Origin of the sequence: Streptomyces albiflavescens, from assembly GCF_014645835.1 — a bacterium.
Lineage (GTDB): Bacteria > Actinomycetota > Actinomycetes > Streptomycetales > Streptomycetaceae > Streptomyces > Streptomyces albiflavescens.
This window is the reverse complement of sequence record NZ_BMMM01000004.1, coordinates 236,399-253,097: the sequence shown is the minus strand read 5'-3', so window position 1 is coordinate 253,097 and position 16,699 is coordinate 236,399. Positions and strand designations below refer to the sequence as shown.

The 16,699-nt window shown below is 70.7% G+C and carries 13 protein-coding genes; 4 read left to right on the top strand and 9 right to left on the bottom strand.

All coding sequences use genetic code 11. The annotated features are described in order from the left end of the window. Positions 1 to 25: 25 nt before the first annotated feature. From IEY95_RS13540 to IEY95_RS13530, 3 genes are all read left to right on the top strand, one after another. The gene (locus IEY95_RS13540; protein WP_189186234.1) at positions 26 to 679 is read left to right on the top strand and encodes a nucleotidyltransferase family protein; all 654 of its coding nucleotides are present in this window, start codon (positions 26 to 28) and stop codon (positions 677 to 679) included. 495 nt (positions 680 to 1,174) lie between these two features. Continuing rightward, positions 1,175 to 2,551, top strand: coding sequence for an RNA-guided endonuclease IscB (iscB, locus tag IEY95_RS13535; RefSeq protein ID WP_268240463.1), 1,377 nt, complete (start codon positions 1,175 to 1,177; stop codon positions 2,549 to 2,551). Between the two features lie 505 nt (positions 2,552 to 3,056). Continuing rightward, on the top strand, positions 3,057 to 4,100 hold the full coding sequence (locus tag IEY95_RS13530) for an isopenicillin N synthase family dioxygenase (RefSeq protein WP_189186232.1): 1,044 nt from the start codon (positions 3,057 to 3,059) through the stop codon (positions 4,098 to 4,100). 96 nt (positions 4,101 to 4,196) lie between these two features. On the opposite strand, the gene IEY95_RS13525 is transcribed toward IEY95_RS13530, so the two are convergent. Then, a complete protein-coding gene (locus IEY95_RS13525) occupies positions 4,197 to 5,297 on the bottom strand; it encodes a citrate synthase 2 (protein ID WP_189186231.1) in 1,101 nt (366 codons plus the stop codon). Between the two features lie 487 nt (positions 5,298 to 5,784). Here IEY95_RS13525 and pdxH point away from each other — a divergent pair, with 487 nt between their 5' ends. Next, on the top strand, positions 5,785 to 6,423 hold the full coding sequence (gene pdxH / locus IEY95_RS13520) for a pyridoxamine 5'-phosphate oxidase (protein ID WP_189186494.1): 639 nt from the start codon (positions 5,785 to 5,787) through the stop codon (positions 6,421 to 6,423). A 10-nt stretch (positions 6,424 to 6,433) separates the two neighbouring features. On the opposite strand, the gene IEY95_RS13515 is transcribed toward pdxH, so the two are convergent. The 8 genes from IEY95_RS13515 to IEY95_RS13480 form a co-directional block, all read right to left on the bottom strand. Next, entirely contained in the window at positions 6,434 to 7,060 is a 627-nt protein-coding gene (locus IEY95_RS13515; RefSeq protein ID WP_189186230.1) for a TetR/AcrR family transcriptional regulator, read from the bottom strand. Further along, positions 7,048 to 7,767 carry an enoyl-CoA hydratase family protein gene (locus IEY95_RS13510; RefSeq protein WP_373294466.1) on the bottom strand — a complete coding sequence of 240 codons (720 nt, stop codon included), beginning with the start codon at positions 7,765 to 7,767 and terminating at the stop codon, positions 7,048 to 7,050. The genes IEY95_RS13515 and IEY95_RS13510 overlap by 13 nt, the downstream gene beginning before the upstream one ends. 11 nt (positions 7,768 to 7,778) lie before the next feature. After that, on the bottom strand, positions 7,779 to 9,344 hold the full coding sequence (locus IEY95_RS13505) for a 4-coumarate--CoA ligase family protein (protein WP_189186228.1): 1,566 nt from the start codon (positions 9,342 to 9,344) through the stop codon (positions 7,779 to 7,781). Positions 9,345 to 9,374: 30 nt separating this feature from the next. After that, on the bottom strand, positions 9,375 to 10,535 hold the full coding sequence (locus tag IEY95_RS13500; protein WP_189186227.1) for an acyl-CoA dehydrogenase family protein: 1,161 nt from the start codon (positions 10,533 to 10,535) through the stop codon (positions 9,375 to 9,377). A 90-nt stretch (positions 10,536 to 10,625) separates the two neighbouring features. Then, positions 10,626 to 12,464: an acetyl/propionyl/methylcrotonyl-CoA carboxylase subunit alpha gene (locus tag IEY95_RS13495; RefSeq protein ID WP_189186226.1), complete on the bottom strand. Its 1,839-nt coding sequence runs from the start codon at positions 12,462 to 12,464 to the stop codon at positions 10,626 to 10,628. A gap of 8 nt (positions 12,465 to 12,472) precedes the next feature. Next, positions 12,473 to 14,080: an acyl-CoA carboxylase subunit beta gene (locus tag IEY95_RS13490; RefSeq protein ID WP_189186225.1), complete on the bottom strand. Its 1,608-nt coding sequence runs from the start codon at positions 14,078 to 14,080 to the stop codon at positions 12,473 to 12,475. Beyond that, positions 14,077 to 15,780: an acyclic terpene utilization AtuA family protein gene (locus tag IEY95_RS13485; protein ID WP_189186224.1), complete on the bottom strand. Its 1,704-nt coding sequence runs from the start codon at positions 15,778 to 15,780 to the stop codon at positions 14,077 to 14,079. The genes IEY95_RS13490 and IEY95_RS13485 overlap by 4 nt, the downstream gene beginning before the upstream one ends. Next, entirely contained in the window at positions 15,777 to 16,571 is a 795-nt protein-coding gene (locus IEY95_RS13480; protein WP_189186223.1) for a TIGR03084 family metal-binding protein, read from the bottom strand. Before IEY95_RS13480 ends, IEY95_RS13485 begins: the two co-directional genes overlap by 4 nt. Between the last annotated feature and the right edge of the window lie 128 nt (positions 16,572 to 16,699).

Here is a 16,699-nt window from a genome sequence, read left to right as displayed (position 1 = left end):
GTTCCCCAAAGATTGGACGAAATCGTTGTACGCCGGATTTCCACCCCGCCCGCCCCACGAACCACGCCCCAGGACACCCCCACCACTCGCCCGCCTGCCCCTGGACGCCCAGCTCACCGCACTCCGCACGACGCTCTCCCGCAACGAGGTGCTCCTGGCCGTCCTCGAACGCACCGCCGCCCTGGCCCTGCCCCACTGGTACGTGACCGCCGGCTGCCTGTTCCAGACCGTCTGGAACGTCGTCACGGACCGACCCCCGACCCACGGCATCAAGGACTACGACGTCTTCTACTACGACGACACCGACCTCTCCTGGGAGGCCGAGGACGCCGCAATCCGCGGCGGCCGCGAGGCCTACGGCGATCTTCCCGCCGACGTCGAGATACGCAACGAGGCCCGAGTCCACCTCTGGTACGCGGACAAGTTCGGCGTCCCCTGCCCACCCCACGACTCCGTCGAGTCCGCCATCGACTCCTTCGCGTCGACGACGTGCTGTCTGGGGGTGCGGCTGGAGCCCGACGGGCGGTGGCGGGTCTATGCGCCGCATGGGCTGGCCGACGTGTTCAACCTCGTGGTCCGACCGAATCCGGTGCTCGCACCGCGGGAGGTGTACGAGGCGAAGGCAGGACGGTGGGCGCGGGAGTGGCCTGAGCTGAGGGTGCTGGAGTGGCCGAAATAGCAGCCGCACCGACTGGACGTTCGACATCTTGGATCAATTCGCACGGATGAGTGCATTCGGATGGGGTTGGCCGTCCAGCGGGCCCTGATCGCTAGCGTGGCTGGCGCACACGAGAAGGGAGGCCACTCGCTCCCCGACCGCACTCCGTACTGCGGACAACCTGAGTGGCCAGCCCAAGTCATCACGATCCGCAAGATCAGGGAGGTGCCCTCGACGACTACGTTTCCTGCAGGCGAGCAGACCCACCGGGCTGTGCTTCCTCAGCAGCCCGCTCTGGAATCCGTGGGAGCAGACACCCCTGGGAGCAGGGACGAAACGGCTCACGGACACGCCGCCACCGCGCGGGGCACCGGCAGGAAACATGGGCGAGGGGAGACCGACGGGAACGGCACCGGACCCCGTCGGCGTCACGCCGAAAGCATCGCCGCGGCGGTGGGGACGGCAGAGAACGGGAGCGGTGACTCTCCCACACACGAACGCACGTAGGCGGGTGGCATCGGCGCATCCAGGGTCTTCGTCCTCTCCAAGGACGGGCAGCCGCTCATGCCCTGCCACCCCGCCCGTGCCCGCGAACTACTCCACAAGGGCCGAGCCGTGGTCGTCCGGCAGGTCCCCTTCACCATCCGCCTGAAGGACCGCCCGCTCGCCGAGTCAGAGGTCGACGGCGTGCAGTTGCGCATCGATCCCGGCTCGAAGGGCACAGGCCTCTCCCTCACCGACGAGAAGAAGGAGACCGATGAGCACGGCACCGCTGTCACCGTCCGACGCGGCCTGGTCTCGGTCGAACTCCAGCACCGCGGCGATCAGATCCACCTGTGCATGCAGCAACGCGCCGGTTACCGCCGCAGACGCCGGTCTGCCAACTGCCGCTATCGAGCTTCCCGCTCGGACAACCGAACCCGCCCCGGAGCCTGGCTGCCGCCCTCTTTGCGCCACCGCGTCGACACCACCGTCTCCCGCGCCACCCGTCTGTGCCGCTACGCACCCGTCACGGAGATCCACGTAGAACGCGTCGCCTTCGACACCCACTCCATGAGCGCAGGTAGAGACCTGACCGAGGCCGAATACCAGCAGGGCACGCTCGCCGGGACAGAAGCCCGCGCCTACCTCCACGCCAGGTGGAACCGCGCCTGCGCCTACTGCGACGCCACCGACGTCCCCCTGAACATCGACCACCTCAGGCCCCGCAGTCGCGGCGGCTCGAACCGCATCTCGAACCTCGTCCTCGCCTGTGTGGCTTGCAACCAGGCCAAGGGCAGCACCTCCGTACACGTCTTCCTGGCCCACCAACCGGACCGTCTCTCGAAGATCCTTCGACAAGCCAAGACGCCCCTCCATGACGCCGCCGCCATGAACGCGACCCGCTGGCGACTCACCGAGGCACTGAGTGCCCTCGGCAAACCCGTTCACGCATGGTCAGGCGGCCGCACGAAGTGGAACCGCACCGCCATGGGACTGGACAAGACCCACACCTTGGACGCCCTCTGCGTCGGACGCCTGGATCACGAGACCGGCGACACGATCACCCGACTGCCGAAGCAGATCCTCATCGCCAAGGCGACCGGGCGCGGCTCGTACACCCGCACCACTCCGGACCGGTTCGGGTTCCCTCGTCTCCGGCGGGTCCGCGCAAAGCAGCACTTCGGATACGTCACCGGGGATCTTGTACGCGCCACCATCCCCACCGGCAAATGGGCAGGCACCTGGACTGGACGCGTCTCCGTCCGAGCCCGGGGGCAGCACAGCCTCGCGACGCCGGAAGGCCGGATCAACGTCTCTCACTGGAACCTGCGGCTCTTGCAGCGCGGCGACGGGTACGGGTACAGCGCTCAGCCAGAGTCCGTAGCGTCACCGTCTCGAAAAATCGGTTGAGCCGTGTCCAATCGGTTCCTAAAGTGTGGCCCACGCCGAAAGGAGGTGATCGGGTACATGTATGAATCCCGGACACGCGAGGTGGCTGCGGGCTAGCGGCCCGTCACCACATCCAGTGCGGTGCCGGACCAGCGCGTGAACCGTGCGTGCAGCCGGCCCCAATCCCAAGCAGTCACCCGACCCGCGAGCTCGCCGGTACGTCCGGCCGGCTTCTCCGCCGTGAGGCGGGGAGACCCGAGCTCGCGGGTCGTCTGCGTTTCAGGTGCGGTGTGAGGTGGGGCACAGGAGCAACGGGCGCCCCGCAGTACTCTGGGGCCATGCTTCCGATGCTCGTTCGACGCCGTCACGTGGACTTCGTGCGCGTCACGAGCATGGGCTGTCGGCGTTCTGCCTGACCCAGCCCCCTTGTGCGCTTCTCGCGCCGTTTCTCTCTTCCACTTGGCACCCGTGGTCCCGCCCCACCCTTGGCGGCTGCCCGGGCCCCGTACACCTGCGGACGCGACTCATGACGACGAACACGTCTTCTCAGCACCAGCAGCCACACCAGTACCAGCAGCTTCCGATCATTGATCTCTCCGCGGCCGACCGCGGTCCCCAGGCCCGTGCACTGCTGCACACGCAGTTGCACAGCGCCGCGCACGACGTGGGGTTCTTCCAGCTCGTCGGGCACGGTGTGACAGAGGCCGAGACCGGCGCTCTGCTTCGTGCCATGCATCGGTTCTTCGCGCTTCCCGAAGCCGATCGGCTCGCGATCGACAACGTGAACTCGCCGCATTTCCGGGGGTATACGCGTACGGGCGACGAGCTGACGGGAGGGAGCCGGGACTGGCGGGACCAGCTCGACATAGGGGCTGAACGGGCGGCTCGGACACCCGGGCCGGGTGAGCCCGCGTACTGGTGGCTGGAGGGGCCGAACCAGTGGCCGGACGCCCTGCCGGAGCTGCGGGTCGCCGCGCTGGCCTGGATCGACCGGCTCAGTGCCGTCGCGGCGCGGCTGCTGCGTGAGCTGCTCGTCGCCATCGGCGCGCCCGGCGACTTCTACGAGCCGGTCTTCGGGCAGCGGGCTCATCCGCATCTGAAGCTGGTGCGGTACCCGGGGAGTGCGGGTGACGGCGGCGATCAGGGGGTCGGCGCGCACAAGGACTACGGGTTTCTGACGCTGCTGCTGCAGGACCAGGTGGGTGGGCTCCAGGTGCAGCGGGAGGACGGGCTGTTCCACGATGTGCCGCCGCTGCCGGGGGCCTTCGTCGTCAATCTGGGTGAGCTGCTGGAAGTGGCCACCAACGGGTATCTGATCGCCACCAACCACCGGGTGGTCAGTCCGGCCGGAGCCACCGAGCGGTTCTCCGTGCCGTTCTTCTACAACCCGCGGCTCGACGCGCGGATCGAGCCGTTGCCCTTCCCTCACGCGTCCGCCGCGCCCGGGGTGACGACGGATCCGGCGAATCCGCTCTTCGCCGAGTACGGCAGGAATGAGCTGAAGGGCAAACTGCGGGCGCATCCGCTGGTCGCCGCCCGTCATCACGCGGAGCTGCTCACGCCCGCGTGATGACCGGCGTACGGCGAGGACCTCTCTCCTCGGCGCCACGAGGTCCTCGGCGCCACGAGGTCCTCGGTGCGACCTGCTTCCCTGTGCGACCGATCCTCAGTGCGCGATGTCCTCGTAGCCCTCGATTTCCTGGGGGCTGCGCGAGCCGGGGCCCACGTAGCGCGCGGAGGGGCGGACGAGGCGGCCCGTGCGCTTCTGTTCCAGGATGTGCGCCGACCAGCCCGCGGTGCGGGCGCAGGTGAACATCGACGTGAACATATGGGCCGGGACCTCGGCGAAGTCGAGGACGATGGCGGCCCAGAACTCGACGTTCGTCGCCAGGACGCGGTCCGGGCGGCGGGCGTGGAGTTCGGCGAGCGCGGCCTGCTCCAGGGCTTCGGCGATCTCGAAGCGGGGGGCACCGAGATCGCGGGCGGTGCGGCGCAGGACCCTCGCGCGCGGGTCCTCGGCGCGGTAGACGCGGTGGCCGAAGCCCATGAGGCGTTCGCCCTTGTCGAGGGCCTGCTTGACGTAGGCCTCGGCGTCTCCGGTGCGTTCGATCTCCTCGATCATGCCGAGGACGCGGGAGGGCGCGCCACCGTGCAGGGGGCCCGACATGGCCCCGACGGCGCCCGAGAGCGCCGCGGCGACATCCGCGCCCGTCGACGCGATGACGCGGGCCGTGAACGTGGAGGCGTTCATGCCGTGCTCCGCCGCGGAGGTCCAGTAGGCGTCCACGGCCGCCACGTGCTTGGGGTCCGGCTCTCCGCGCCAGCGGATCATGAACCGCTCCACGACGGACTGCGCCTTGTCGATCTCGTGCTGCGGGACCATGGGCAGGCCCTGGCCGCGGGCGGACTGGGCGACGTAGGAGAGGGCCATGACGGCGGCGCGGGCGAGGTCCTCGCGGGCCTGCTGCTCGTCGATGTCGAGGAGTGGCTTGAGGCCCCAGACGGGGGCCAGCATGGCGAGCGCGGACTGGACGTCGACGCGGATGTCGCCGGAGTGGACGGGGATCGGGAACGGTTCGGCGGGCGGCAGGCCGGGTTTGAAGGCGCCGTCGACGAGCAGCCCCCAGACGTTGCCGAAGGAGACGTGGCCGACCAGATCCTCGATGTCGACGCCTCGGTACCGGAGTGCGCCGCCCTCCTTATCCGGTTCGGCGATCTCCGTCTCGAACGCGATGACTCCCTCGAGTCCGGGTACGAAGTCGGACATCAGGCGGCTCCTCGTGATGTGTGCGACAGATGGTGTTGTGGGGTTGCGTGGCGTACATGCTGCTCGTGGTGTACGTGGTGTTCGCGACCATGTGTCAGACGTGGGTGGCGGTCGATGGGCGTTCGCCCGCCGGTCCGGTTCCACGGTCGCTTTCGAAGACTCTCGAAGACTCTGGGGAGCCTTTCGAAGGGTCCTCGCCGACTCGCGGTCCGAAGCGGTCACCCCGGTGATGCCCCGTGCGGCTGGCGGTCATCCCAACCGGAACGGCAGCAGCACGATATCCCCGAGTGCCACCTTTGGGGAGAGTGCGCGGCACTGAGTGCCACGCAGTGATGAAGCACACGCCCGCCGAAGGCGGGGGCACATACGGCAGGATGACCGCGTGAACGACCGCTTCCCGGATGAATCCGCCGCCGAGCCCATCGTCCAGCGCGCAGCCGAGGCAGCCGAGGCCGCCGCCGAAGAAATCGCCGACGACCCCGCCGCGATGCGCGCGCACTACCGCGCCGAGGGTCTGGACGAGGCGGACCTCGCCCCGCACCCGATGGACCAGTTCGCCCGCTGGTTCAAGCAGGCGGCGCAGGCCGCGGTGCACGGTTTCGTGCACGAGCCGAACGCGATGGTCGTCTCCACCGCGGACGCCGAGGGCCGCCCCAGTTCGCGCACGGTGCTGCTGAAGCAGTACGACGAGCAGGGCTTCGTCTTCTACACCAACTACGACTCCCGCAAGGCCCGCGAGCTGGCCGCCAACCCGTATGTCTCGCTGCTCTTCCCGTGGCATCCGCAGGCCCGGCAGGTCATCGTCACGGGCACGGCGCGGCGCACGGGCCGCGACGAGACCGCCGCGTACTTCCGCACCCGCCCGCACGGCTCCCAGCTCGGCGCCTGGGCCAGTGCCCAGTCCTCGGTCATCCGCTCCCGCACCGAGCTGGAGTCCTCGTACGCGGAGTTGAGCGCCCGCTACCCGGAGGGCGAGCAGGTCCCGGTCCCGCCGCACTGGGGCGGCTTCCGTATCGCCCCGCAGGCGGTCGAGTTCTGGCAGGGCCGCGAGAACCGTCTCCACGACCGGCTCCGTTACGTGGCGGAGCCGGACGGCAGCTGGCGGGTGGAGCGGCTCAGTCCCTGAGGCCGACGCCTCAGCCGAGCGTCTCCTCCATCAGCGCCCCCCACTGCGCCACCACCCGCTCCCGGCGCACCGCGTCGTCCGTGAGGAGGTTGGCCAGGCCCAGGCCCCGGGCCATGTCCAGCAGGCCCTGGACCGTCTCGCGCACGCCCGGCCGTGACTCGTCGGCGCCGAGGAGGTCGACCGCGATGCGGTGGGTCTCGCGGCCGACGCGGGCCTCCAGTTCGGTGACCCTCGGGCGGAGCTGGTCCTCGTTGGAGGCGGCGACCCAGAGGTGCAGGGCGGCGCGGAAGAGGGGGCCGGTGTAGAGGTCGACGAGGGCGGCGACGACGGCGCGGCGGTCGGCGGCGCCGTCGGGGAAGAGGGCGCGCAGGGCGGTGGAGCGTTCTTCGGCGACGTACTCGACCGCCGCCGTGAAGAGGTCCTCGCGGGTCGGGAAGTGGTGCTGGGCTGCGCCCCGGGAGACGCCGGCGCGTTCGGCGACGACGGAGACCGTGGAGCCCGCCCAGCCGTGTTCGGCGAGGCAGGCCACGGCGGCTGCCAGGAGCCGCTGCCGGGTGGCCCGGCTGCGGTCCTGCTTGGGGACATGCGGAAGACGCGCGGCGTTCGGCGCGTTCTCCGGAGCGCTCACACCACCCATGCGGGATCCCGTCGTTCGAGGAAGGCCGTCATCCCCTCGCGGGCCTGTGCGGAGGAGAACAGCCGGGCCGAGAGCGCGGTCAGTTCGGCCGCGTCCCGGTCGAAGGTCTCCAGCACCTTAGCCGTGAGCAGCTCTTTCGTCTCGGCGAGGCCTTGGGGAGAGGCTCGGCGCAAGCCGTCGAGGATGGGGGCGAGTACCTCGTCGACGTCGTCGCCGGTCGCCGTGAGGAGTCCGGTGCGGACCGCCACGGCGGCGTCGAAGCGTTCGCCGGTGAGGTAGTAGCGGGCGAGGGCGCGGGGGTCGGTACGGGGCAGCAGCGGGAGGGAGATCACGGCGGGTGCGACGCCGATGCGTACCTCCGTGAAGGCGAAGGTGGCCTCGGTGGAGGCGGCCGCGATGTCGCAGGCGCCCAGCAGGCCGAGGCCGCCCGCCCGTACGTGTCCGGTCACCCGGGCCAGCACGGGTTTGCGCAGCTCGACGATCTGCCGCAGCAGTCCGACGAGCGCGTCCGGGTGGGGCGGGTCGCGCAGGTCGGCGCCCGCGCAGAACGTGTTCCCGGTGTGGGTCAGGACGATCGCGCGTACGTCGCCGTCCTTGCCGCACCGCGTGAGCGCGTCCGCCAGTTCGCCCACGAGGACGGCCGAGAGGGCGTTGCGATTGCCGGGCGAGTCGAGGGTGAGGGTGGTGATGGCGCGGTCGCGCGCCATGTGTACAACGGTCACGAGCGGCCCCGCAGTTCCCGTCGAAGGATCTTCCCGGACGCCGCCCGCGGGACGCCCTCGATGAAGGTGACGGCGCGGACCCTCTTGTAGGGGGCGACGCGTTCGGCGACGTACATCATGACCTCGCCTTCGGAGAGGTCGGGCGCCGACGGCTGACGGACCACGTACGCGTGCGGGACTTCGTTGTGGTCCTCGTTGTAGACCCCTATGACGGCGGCGTCGGCGATGCCGGCATGGGTGAGCAACAGGGCCTCCAGCTCGGCGGGGGCCACCTGGAAGCCCTTGTACTTGATGAGTTCCTTGACGCGGTCGACGACGAACAGCCAGCCCTCGGCGTCCACGTGACCGACGTCTCCGGTGTGCAGCCAGCCGTCGGGGTCGATCATCGCGGCGGTGGCGTCGGGGCGGCCCAGGTAGCCCTTCATGACCTGGGGGCCTCGGATGGCGATCTCTCCGGCCTCGCCGACGCCCAGCTCCTTGTCGGGGTCGTCGAGGGAGACGATGCGCATCTCGGTACCGGCGATGAGCCTGCCGACCGTCCCGGGGGGCGCGTCCGGGGTGTTCAGGGGCACCAGGTGGGTGCAGGGCGAGAGTTCCGTCATGCCGTAGCCCTGGCCGATGGGCGGCAGCCCGAGCCGCTGCGAACAGGCCTGCGCCAGTTTCGCGTCCAGGGGCGCGGCGGAGGAAATGACGTGCTTCAGGGACGACAGGTCGTACTGGGCGACCGCCGGGTGCTTGGCGAGGGCCAGGACGATCGGCGGGGCCACGAACAGCACGTTGATGCGGTGCTTCTCGATGGCCGCGAGGAACGTGTCCAGCTCGAAGCGGGGCAGTACGACGACGGTGGCGCCCTGCCGCAGCGGGGCGTTCATCAGGGCCGTCAGCCCGTAGATGTGGAAGAACGGCAGCACGGCCAGGATGCGGTCGCCGGGGCCCAGGGGCATGGACGGCACGAGCTGGGCGAGGTTGGTGGCTATGGACCGGTGGGTGAGCATCACGCCCTTGGGGATGCCGGTCGTCCCGGAGGAGTACGGGAGGGCGGCGACGTCGGCCACAGGGTCGATGTGGATCCGCGGTTCGGGCGCGGTGGTGGCGAGCAGGTCGATCAGCGAGCGGTGCCCGGGTGCCTGGTCGCAGACGAAGATCTCCCGTATGCCTCCCGCGAGTTCGGCTGCCGCGCGGGCGGTGTCCAGGAGGGGCGACACGGTGACGATCCAGGCGGCCGCGCTGTCGCGCAACTGCTTGGCGAACTCCTCGGGCGTGGCGAGCGGGTGCACGGTCGTGACCGACGCCCCCGCACGCGTGGCGGCGTAGAACACCGTCGGGAAGGCGATGGTGTTCGGACTGTGCAGGGCGAGCACGTCGCCCTTGCGGACGCCCGCGTCGGCGAACGCGGCGGCCAGCAGCCGGTGGAAGCGGTCCAGTTGTTCGTACGTGAGCGTGGTCCCGTCGACGCCGTCGACGAGCGCGGGCGTGCCACCGCGCTCGGTGGCACGGCCGAGGACGGCGTCGTGGATGGGTTCCTCGACGGCCGGGACGTCTGCGTACTGGCTGCGGAACACGGTTCCTCCTAGAGCGGCTCGGGCGGCTCGCTAGTACGACTTGGGCAGGCCCAGGGTCTGGTGGGAGACGTAGTTGAGAATCATCTCCCTGCTGACCGGTGCGATACGAGACACGCGCGACGCCGTAATCAGTGAGGCGAGGCCGAATTCCCGGGTGAGTCCATTGCCGCCGAGGGTGTGCACGGCCTGGTCGACGGCCTTCACGCAGGCTTCGGCGGCCGCGTACTTGGCCATGTTGGCGGCCTCTCCGGCGGCGATGTCGTCCCCGGAGTCGTAGAGGAACGCCGCCTTCTGCATCATCAGGCGGGCCAGTTCGAGCTCGATGTGGGACTGCGCCAGGGGATGTGCGATCGCCTGGTGGGCGCCGATGGGCGCCTTCCAGACGGTGCGTTCGCGCGCGTACTCGACGGCCCTGGAGAGCGCGTAGCGGCCCATGCCGATCGCGAACGCGGCCGTCATCACCCGCTCGGGGTTGAGTCCGGCGAAGAGCTGGAGCAGGCCCGCGTCCTCGTCGCCGACGAGCGCGTCGGCGGGCAGCCGTACGTCGTCCAGGGTCAGCTCGAACTGCTTCTCCGCGCCATGGAGTTCCATGTCGATCCGGCGCCGCCCGAAGCCGTCCGCGTCGCGCGGGACGATGAACAGGCAGGGCTTGAGGCTGCCCGTCCGCGCGTCCTCGGTGCGTCCCACGATGAGCGTGGCGTCGGCGATGTCGACGCCGGAGATGAACACCTTGCGGCCGTTGAGGAGCCAGGTGTCGCCGTCGCGTCGCGCCGTGGTGGTGATCCGGTGGGAGTTGGAGCCCGCGTCGGGTTCGGTGATGCCGAAGGCCATGGTGCGGGTGCCGTCGGCCAGGCCGGGCAGCCAGGCCCGCTTCTGCTCCTCGGTGCCGAAGCGGGCGATGACCGTGCCGCAGATCGCCGGGGACACGACCATCATCAACAGCGGGGAGCCCGCCGCCCCCAACTCCTCCAGCACGATGGAGAGTTCCGCTATGCCGCAACCCCCACCGCCGTAGGCCTCCGGCAGGTTGACGCCGAGGTAGCCGAGCTTGGCGGCCTCGGACCACAGTTCGTCCGGGTGACGGCCGTCGGCGACGACCTTGGTGAGGTAGTCGCGGCCGTAGCGCTTGCCCAGGGCGGCCACGGCAGAGCGGAGGGCCTTCTGTTCTTCGGTTTCGACGAGCGTTGTCATGAGGGCTCCTCAGGGGGAGGGAGTTCGGCCGTCTGGAGGGTGCGGGTCTTGTGTGGCTCGTGCGGCTTGTCGCGGAGTTCCCCGCGCCTCTCAGGTCTGCTGTACGACCGCCAGCAATGCGCCGACCTCCACCTGCCGGCCGGGCGCGGCGTACAGAGCGGTGAGCGTTCCTGTGACCGGCGCGGAGATCTTGTGCTCCATCTTCATCGCCTCCAGCCACAGCAGGGGCTCTCCGGCCCGTACCGCGGCTCCTACGGCCAGCCCCTCCGACACCCGGACCACCGTGCCGGGCATCGGTGCGAGCAGTGAGCCGGGGGCGCGCTCGGCGACCGGATCGGGGAAGCGGGGCAGGGCGGTGAGGGCGGTCGCGTTCACGAAGACCTGGTCGTCGTAGCGCGTGACCTCGAACTTCCGTCGTACGCCGCCCACTTCGAGGACGACGAGACGGGCGTCGGCGTGCACCACGCGCACCCCGTCGGCGGTCAGGCCCTCGCGGGTGTGCCGGTAGTGGACCTCGTGTTCGGTGCCCGCCATGAGGTAGCGCTTGGTCTGGGGCCCCGAGGGCAGGTTCCGCCAGCCGCCGAACCTGGAGCGTCCGTGCGCGTCCGCGAGCGCGGCGGCCAAGGGGGCGTACGGGTCGGCGGCGGGTGCCGTCAGATCGGCGAGGTACCGCTCGTAGAAGCCCGTGTCCATCCGGGCCGCGGTGAACTCCTCGTGCCGCAGCGACCGTACGAGCAGGTCCCTGTTGGTGACCGGGCCGTGGACCGTCGCCTTCTCCAGGGCGCCCGACAGCCGGCGGAGGGCCTCCGCGCGCGTGGGGGCATGGGCGACGGCCTTGGCGAGCATCGGGTCGTAGTGGATGCCGATGGGATCGCCGTCGGTGTAGCCGGTGTCGAGACGGATGCCGTCCGGGACGGTGAGGCGGTGCAGGGTGCCGGTCTGCGGGGCCCACTCGCCGGCCGGGTCCTCCGCGTACAGGCGGGCCTCGACGGCGTGGCCACGCGCGCGTGGAGGGTGGTTTTCGAGCGCCGCGCCCTCGGCGACCTGGATCTGCAGTGCCACGAGGTCGATGCCGAAGACGGCTTCCGTGACGGGGTGTTCGACCTGGAGGCGGGTGTTCATCTCCAGGAAGTGGGCCTTGCCGTCCGCGACCAGGAACTCGACCGTTCCCGCGCCCACGTAGTCGACGGCGCGGGCGGCGCGTACCGACAGGTCGTACAGCGTCTCCGTGAGGTCGTCCAGCCCCGGTGCCGGAGCCTCCTCGATGACCTTCTGGTGGCGCCTTTGGAGTGAGCAGTCGCGGGTGCCGAGTGCCCACACGGTGCCGTGCGTGTCGGCGAGGATCTGCACCTCGACGTGCCGGCCGCCCTCCACATAGGGCTCGACGAAGACCTCCCCGTCGCCGAAGGCGGAGAGCGCCTCGGCACGGGCGGCCGTCAACTCGGCGTCCAGCTGCGCCAGTTCCCTGACGACGCGCATACCGCGCCCGCCGCCGCCCGCGGCCGCCTTCACCAGCACGGGGAGGTCGTCGGCCGTCACCTCCGACAGGGCTTCGATCCCCATCAGCTTCTTGGCGCGCGTCTTCGAGGCCATCGCCTCGATCGCCTCGGGCGGCGGCCCGATCCAGACGAGGCCCGCGTCGAGGACGGCCCGGGCGAAGTCGGCGTTCTCGGACAGGAAGCCGTACCCGGGGTGCACGGCGTCCGCGCCGGCGCCGAGGGCCGCCTTCACGATCAGGTCGCCGCGCAGATACGTCTCCGAGGGCGCCGCCCCCGGCAGTCGTACCGCCGTGTCGGCCACGCGCGTGTGGAGGGCGTTCGCGTCGGCGTCCGAGTGCACGGCGACGGTTCGGATTCCCCCCTCACGGCAGGTGCGGAAGACACGGCACGCGATCTCGCCGCGATTGGCGACGAGCACAGAAGTGATCACTGGATCCCTCACATCCGGAAGACGCCGAAGCCGCCACGCGCGCCCTCGTACGGCGCCGTGTGGATCGCGGACAGGCACAGGCCGAGGACGGTGCGGGTGTCGCGCGGGTCGATGACCCCGTCGTCGTACAGCCGCCCGGACAGGAACATCGGCAGGGACTCCGACTCGATCTGCTGCTCCACCATGGCGCGCAGGGCGGCGTCGGCGTCCTCGTCGTACGGCTGCCCCTTCGCCGCCGCCGACTGCCGGGCGACGATGGACAGGACACCCGCGAGCTGCTGGGGGCCCATGACCGCCGACTTGGCGCTGGGCCAGGCGAAGAGGAAGCGCGGGTCGTACGCCCGCCCGCACATGCCGTAGTGACCGGCCCCGTACGAGGCCCCCATGAGCACGGAGAGATGCGGGACGCGCGAGTTGCTCACCGCGTTGATCATCATCGCGCCGTGCTTGATGATGCCGCCCTGCTCGTACTCCTTGCCGACCATGTAGCCGGTGGTGTTGTGCAGGAAGAGGAGGGGGATGTCGCGCTGGTTGGCCAGCTGGATGAACTGGGCGGCCTTCTGGGACTCGGCACTGAAGAGCACGCCCTGGGCGTTGGCGAGGATGCCGACGGGGTAGCCGTGGAGCGTCGCCCAGCCGGTCGTGAGGCTCGTCCCGTAGAGGGGCTTGAACTCGTCGAAGTCCGAACCGTCGACGATGCGGGCGATGACCTCGCGCGGGTCGAAGGGGTGCTTCAGGTCGCCGGGGACGATCCCCAGGAGCTCCTCCTCGTCGTACTTGGGCGGGGCCGCCGGACCCGGATCGCCGTACGCCTTGCGGTGGTTGAGCCGGGCCACCACGCGCCGGGCCTGCCGCAGCGCGTCCTGCTCGTCGACGGCGAAGTAGTCCGCGAGACCCGACACGCGCGCGTGCATCTCGGCACCGCCCAGGGACTCGTCGTCGCTCTCCTCGCCGGTGGCCATCTTCACCAGCGGCGGCCCGCCCAGGAAGACCTTGGCCCGCTCCTTGACCATGATCACGTGGTCGGACATGCCGGGGATGTACGCGCCTCCGGCGGTGGAGTTCCCGAAGACCACGGCCACGGTGGGGATTCCGGCCGCCGACAGCCGCGTGATGTCGCGGAAGATCGCACCCCCGGGGATGAAGATCTCTTTCTGGGACGGCAGATCGGCGCCGCCCGACTCGACGAGGCTGATGCAGGGCAGCCGGTTGGCGAGGGCGATGTCATTGGCCCGCAGCGCCTTCTTCAGGCTCCAGGGGTTGCTGGCACCGCCCCGTACGGTCGGGTCGTTCGCCGTGATCAGGCACTCCACGCCCTCGACGACCCCGATGCCGGTGACGAGCGAGGCGCCGACTGTGTACTCGGGGGAGGCGCTTCCCCAGGCCGCCAGCGGCGACAGCTCCAGGAAGGGCGTGTCCGGGTCGAGCAGCAGCTCGATCCGCTCCCGCGCGAGCAGCTTGCCGCGCTTGTGGTGCCGGGCGACGTACTTCTCGCCGCCGCCCGCGAGCGCCTTGGCGTGCTCGGCGTCCAGCTCGGCGAGCTTGGTGAGCATGGTTTCGCGGTGGGCGGTGTAGTCGGCGCTGTTGATGTCGAGCGCGGAGGAGAGGACGGTCACAGGAGGGTCTCCGGTATGTCCAGGTGGCGGGAGCGGAGCCATTCGCCGAGGGCCTTGGCCTGGGGGTCGAAACGGGCCTGGGAGGCGACGCCTTCGCCGAGGATGCCTTCGACGACGAAGTTGAGGGCGCGGAGGTTGGGCAGTAGGTGACGGACAACTTTCAGGCGAGAGCTTTCCGTTATCAGATTCTGAAATCTGTCCGTTGTCAGCTCGTGAGCCATCCACCGCCAGGCGTCGTCGGATCGCGCCCACACGCCGACGTTGGCGTTCCCGCCCTTGTCCCCGCTCCGGGCACCGGCGATGAGCCCGAGGGGAGCGCGGCGGGTCGGTCCGGTCGAGGGCAACGGCTCGGGCAGCGGGGGCTCTTCGGGCGTCTCCAGTACGCGGGTGTCCTCCGCCGGAGCCACCGGGACCCGTCGCCCGTCATGGAGGACCGCCACATGGTCCACCGCCCCATGGGGGACGTACAGATCCTCGAAGACCCCATAGGGCGCGCCCGTCCCAGGTGGCGCCATCACATGGAATCCGGGGTAGCTCGCCAGCGCCAGCTCGATGGCTGCGCCGCTGAGCGCCCGGCCCACCGCGTTCTGGTCCGCGTCCCGCACGACGAGCCGGAGCAGCGCGCTCGCGGTCTCCTCGGTGGGGGCGTCGGGACGGTCGGTGCGGGCGAGGTCCCAGCGGACGTCCGCCGGGCGGGACTTGGCGGCGTCGAGCGCGGCCTCCAGCTGGGCCCGCACCAGGGCGGCCTTCTGCTCGATGTCGAGCCCCGTCAGGACGAACACGACCTCGTTGCGGAAGCCGCCGAGCCGGTTGAGGCCGACCTTGAGGGTGGGGGGCGGGGCCTCGCCGCGCACGCCCTCGATCCGTACCCGGTCGGGGCCCTCCTGGGTGAGCCGGACCGAGTCCAGCCGGGCGGTGACGTCGGGGCCCGCGTACCGGGCGCCCTGTGTCTCGTACAGGAGTTGGGCCGTGACCGTGCCGACGTCGACGAGGCCGCCGGTGCCGTCGTGTTTGGTGATGACGCTCGTGCCGTCCTCGTGGAGCTCGGCGAGCGGGAAGCCGGGGTGGCGCAGGCTCGCCGGGTCGTGGTCGGCGAAGAAGGCGTAGTTGCCGCCGGTGGCCTGGGTGCCGCACTCCAGGACGTGCCCGGCGACGACGGCGCCCGCGAGCCGGTCGTACGCGCGCGGCCCCCAGCCGAAGTGGGCGACGGCGGGCCCGGTGACGAGCGCGGCGTCCGTGACCCGCCCCGTGACGACGATGTCCGCGCCCTCGCGCAGGCACGCCGCGATGCCCGCGCCGCCGAGGTAGGCGTGCGCGGCGAGACTCCCCGCGTACCGGTGCGTCAGGTCGTCGCCCTCGACGTGGGCGACGCGTACCGGGATGCCGAGCCGGTCGGCCAACGCGCGTACGGCATCGGCGAGTCCGGCGGGATTGAGGCCGCCCGCGTTCGCGACGAGGCGGACGCCTCGCTCGTGCGCGAGGCCGAGGCACTCCTCCAGTTGCCCCAGGAAGGTCTTGGCGTATCCGCGTTTCGGGTCCTTCAGCCGGTCGCGGCCCAGGATGAGCATCGTCAGCTCGGCGAGGTAGTCGCCCGTGAGGACGTCCAGCGGACCCCCGGTGAGCATCTCGCGCATGGCGTCGAAGCGGTCGCCGTAGAAGCCGGAGGCGTTGCCGATGCGCAGCGGTGGTACGGCGGTCACCCTGCGGCTCCCTTCGGCCCACGTCCGGCGCCCGGCGGCCCCGCGAAGGCCTGCGCGATGTCCAGCCAGCGGTCCGCGTCGGGACCCTCCGCCCGTACGGCGAGGTCGGCGCGGTTCGCCCGCTGGGTCACCAGCAGGCAGAAGTCGAGGGCGGGGCCGGTGACACGCTGGGCGGCGTCGGCCGGGCCGTGGGTCCACAACGCGCCCGAGGGGCTGACGAGTTCGACCCGGAACTCCTCACCGGGCACGGTGAGCCCCCGCACCCCGAACGCGAAATCACGGGCCCGCACGCCAATGCGCACCACATGCTTCAGCCGGTCCGTGGGTGCGCGCACCACACCCAACGTGTCGGCCACGTCCTGTCCGTGGGCCCAGGTCTCCATAAGACGGCCGGTGGCCATAGAGGCGACCGACATGGGTGGGCCGTACCAGGGAAACCGGGTTCCGGTGGGTGCCGCGCGCAGGGCTTCCTCCAGCGCGGCCCGCCCCTCCCGCCACTCGGCGAGCAGCCGGGCCGGCGGCAGTGCGGCCCCCTCCGCCGCGCCGTCGTCCACGAATCCGTCGGGCGAGGCGAGCGCCTTCTCGACCTCCTTGGCGAAGGCCTCGGCGTCGGTCACGGCGAGCAGCGCGGAGCGGTCGGTCCAGGCGAGATGCGCGATCTGGTGGGCGACGGTCCACCCGGGAGCGGGCGTCGCGAGACCCCATTGCCCCTCACCCAACTCCCCCACCAGCCGGTCGAGTTCCTCGCTCTCCCGGTGCAGATCGTCGATCACGGACGACGGGTCGGACACGATGCGCTCCCCTCGGGGCACGACGTTGCGTGTCCGGGAGCATGGCAGCGACCTGAGAAACAAGCAAGCATGCTTGCATTAATTGACGCAGATGCAGCCACCGCATCGTCCTGCCGGCGAGACCCGGG

What these genes read in the sequence shown, in the direction of transcription:
- IEY95_RS13530 (WP_189186232.1), top strand. Translation starts at nt 3,057, where the DNA reads ATGACGACGAACACGTCTTCTCAGCACCAGCAGCCACACCAGTACCAG.
- IEY95_RS13525 (WP_189186231.1), bottom strand. Translation starts at nt 5,297, where the DNA reads ATGTCCGACTTCGTACCCGGACTCGAGGGAGTCATCGCGTTCGAGACG.
- pdxH (WP_189186494.1), top strand. Translation starts at nt 5,785, where the DNA reads ATGCGCGCGCACTACCGCGCCGAGGGTCTGGACGAGGCGGACCTCGCC.
- IEY95_RS13515 (WP_189186230.1), bottom strand. Translation starts at nt 7,060, where the DNA reads ATGGGTGGTGTGAGCGCTCCGGAGAACGCGCCGAACGCCGCGCGTCTT.
- IEY95_RS13510 (WP_373294466.1), bottom strand. Translation starts at nt 7,767, where the DNA reads ATGGCGCGCGACCGCGCCATCACCACCCTCACCCTCGACTCGCCCGGC.
- IEY95_RS13500 (WP_189186227.1), bottom strand. Translation starts at nt 10,535, where the DNA reads ATGACAACGCTCGTCGAAACCGAAGAACAGAAGGCCCTCCGCTCTGCC.